This window comes from Asticcacaulis sp. W401b (genome assembly GCF_046503825.1).
GTDB lineage: Bacteria > Pseudomonadota > Alphaproteobacteria > Caulobacterales > Caulobacteraceae > Asticcacaulis.
Genome location: NZ_JBKFEE010000045.1, coordinates 1 through 1,933 on the forward strand (window position 1 = coordinate 1; position 1,933 = coordinate 1,933).

Below are 1,933 nucleotides of genomic sequence, written 5' to 3' on the forward strand. Positions count from 1 at the left end.
GCCTACCTTACCACAAGGGCGCGATTTCCCATAACAAAATCAGTGCGCATTTTTGTCTAGGCCGAATAGAAATGTCGCGGTTTGTGCCAGTTAGAAATGTCACTGGCACTGGCACTGTCGGTGGAGTAGGGCGGCGGGCGGGCGCGCAGCTTTTCAAGCTAGCGCAGCGACCGCCCGACGACCGATGCACCAACCGTTCAGCTTTGTTTGTTTTCTTAGTACTGAGCCGGGGGCAATGCAGGCAGAATACTAAGCGCCGGTTGGTTTTCTCGCGAGAAAGCCATCTCCGCCCGCACGGCGATGCATACGGGAAAGCCGTTCGAAATAGTTCACGACGTAGCGCTGGTATATCGGCTCTACAGCTTCGTCAAACCAGGGATCTTCCAAAGGTATATGTCCTCGACGAAGAGCTTCCTTAGTCACCGCTTCTACGTCCGGCGTGAAGCGGAGCCGTCCGCCTTCAATAGCGTCCTTGTACAGCAAGCCGCGCACCTCGTCATGCTCGCACCATTCATCGTAAAGTCTGCACAAGATCAGAACTGCGGATCCGTTTCTCAGGAAATCCAAATCGATAAGGGGCGCGTACCCCGACGGAGTGTCGAGTTCCGCATCGACGTACTTCAGCGGATCAAAGGTAACGTTCACGTCTGATGCGTGGCCGAAGCCCGAATATGACTCTGCCATATCAACATAGAGAAGCAGAATGTCGCGTATGGCATCCAGTGCATCCGTATAGTTTTCCGTGTTGATCACATGTGCAGGCATGCTTGGAACATGCCACGATCACGCTAAGCCTGTCCATGCCGGTTATCCCACGCTGAACATGTGCTTGGTCTGATCGCGCCGCTTCGGGCCTTTGCTGGTGCGCTTGCCCGGCGGCTCCGATTGCTGGTTCTGACGGATTAGGCTGAGGAGGCCGCCCAGCCGCTTGTTCTCGAGGACTGCCGTCTCGGTGACGCGCCGTAACTTGTCGAAGGTGCGGTAGGGCATGCTGCGGCCCTTGTAGCGGACCTCCAATCGCCCGTCCGGGAAGTCCACGACCTCGACCCGCTGGCCGATCGCTGCTTGAGCAAACTCGGACGGTTCGATCATGAAGAGGATATTGTCGTATTGTAACGTCAGCGACTGCGACAGCGTTCGTTCGGCCCGCCAGGTGAAGGCCTCGTCGAGCCGATCCCTGGGCGTCATGGGCCGGTGGAGATCCTTGTCGTTGAAGGGTGCCTTGGCGAAGCGCTTGTTGTAGTCGGCCATGAAGGTCGGCAGGAAGGCGTTACCAGCCTCCAAGGTGCTGATGCCGGCAAGCCGAAGCTCCTTCACCAGCCGGTCCTGCAGGGTCTTGTTGGCGCGTTCGACGCGACCCTTGGCCTGGCTGGAGTTGGCGCAGATGATCTCGATCGTCAGCGCCTTCAGCGCGCGGCCGAACTGAGTCATGCCGTCACCATGAAGCCCAGCAGCCTTGTTCACGCGGAAGACCGCATGCTTGTCAGTGTAGAAGGCTATCGGCTTGCCGTGCTGTTCCAGATACCGCTGCGTGGCGTTGAAATAGGCGAAGGTCGACTCCGACTGGACGAACTGCAGGTGCATCAGTCGGCTGGTGGCGTCGTCGATGAAGACGAGCAGGGTGCATTGTGGGCCACGATCCTCGAACCACCAGTGCTCCGAACCATCGACCTGGACCAGCTCGCCGACGCACTCACGCCTGTAACGAGGCTGGTAGACCCGTCCGCGGCGCTTCTGCCTGTCCGCCCAGAGGCCGGCGTCGAGCATCCAGAGCCGCAACGTCTCGCGTCCAATCGTGATGCCGTGGACCTCACGTAACTTCTCAGCCGCCAAGGTGGGCCCAAAGTCCGCGTAGCGCGCCTTGATCAGCTCCAGCGCCTGAAGCTTGAGGCTCTCCGGCATCTGTCGGTTGCTCGGTCGGCCGCGCTTCTTG

At 59.2% G+C, this 1,933-nt stretch carries 2 protein-coding genes; both read right to left on the reverse strand.

What is annotated here, in order from left to right:
- Positions 1-249: 249 nt before the first annotated feature.
- Complete coding sequence (locus ACK8OE_RS20750; RefSeq protein ID WP_410274213.1) at positions 250-765, reverse strand: hypothetical protein; 516 nt, start codon at positions 763-765, stop codon at positions 250-252.
- 42 nt (positions 766-807) lie between these two features.
- Positions 808-1,933, reverse strand: a 1,126-nt coding sequence (locus tag ACK8OE_RS20755; RefSeq protein ID WP_410274214.1) for an ISNCY family transposase, incomplete at its 5' end; no start/stop codon positions are given.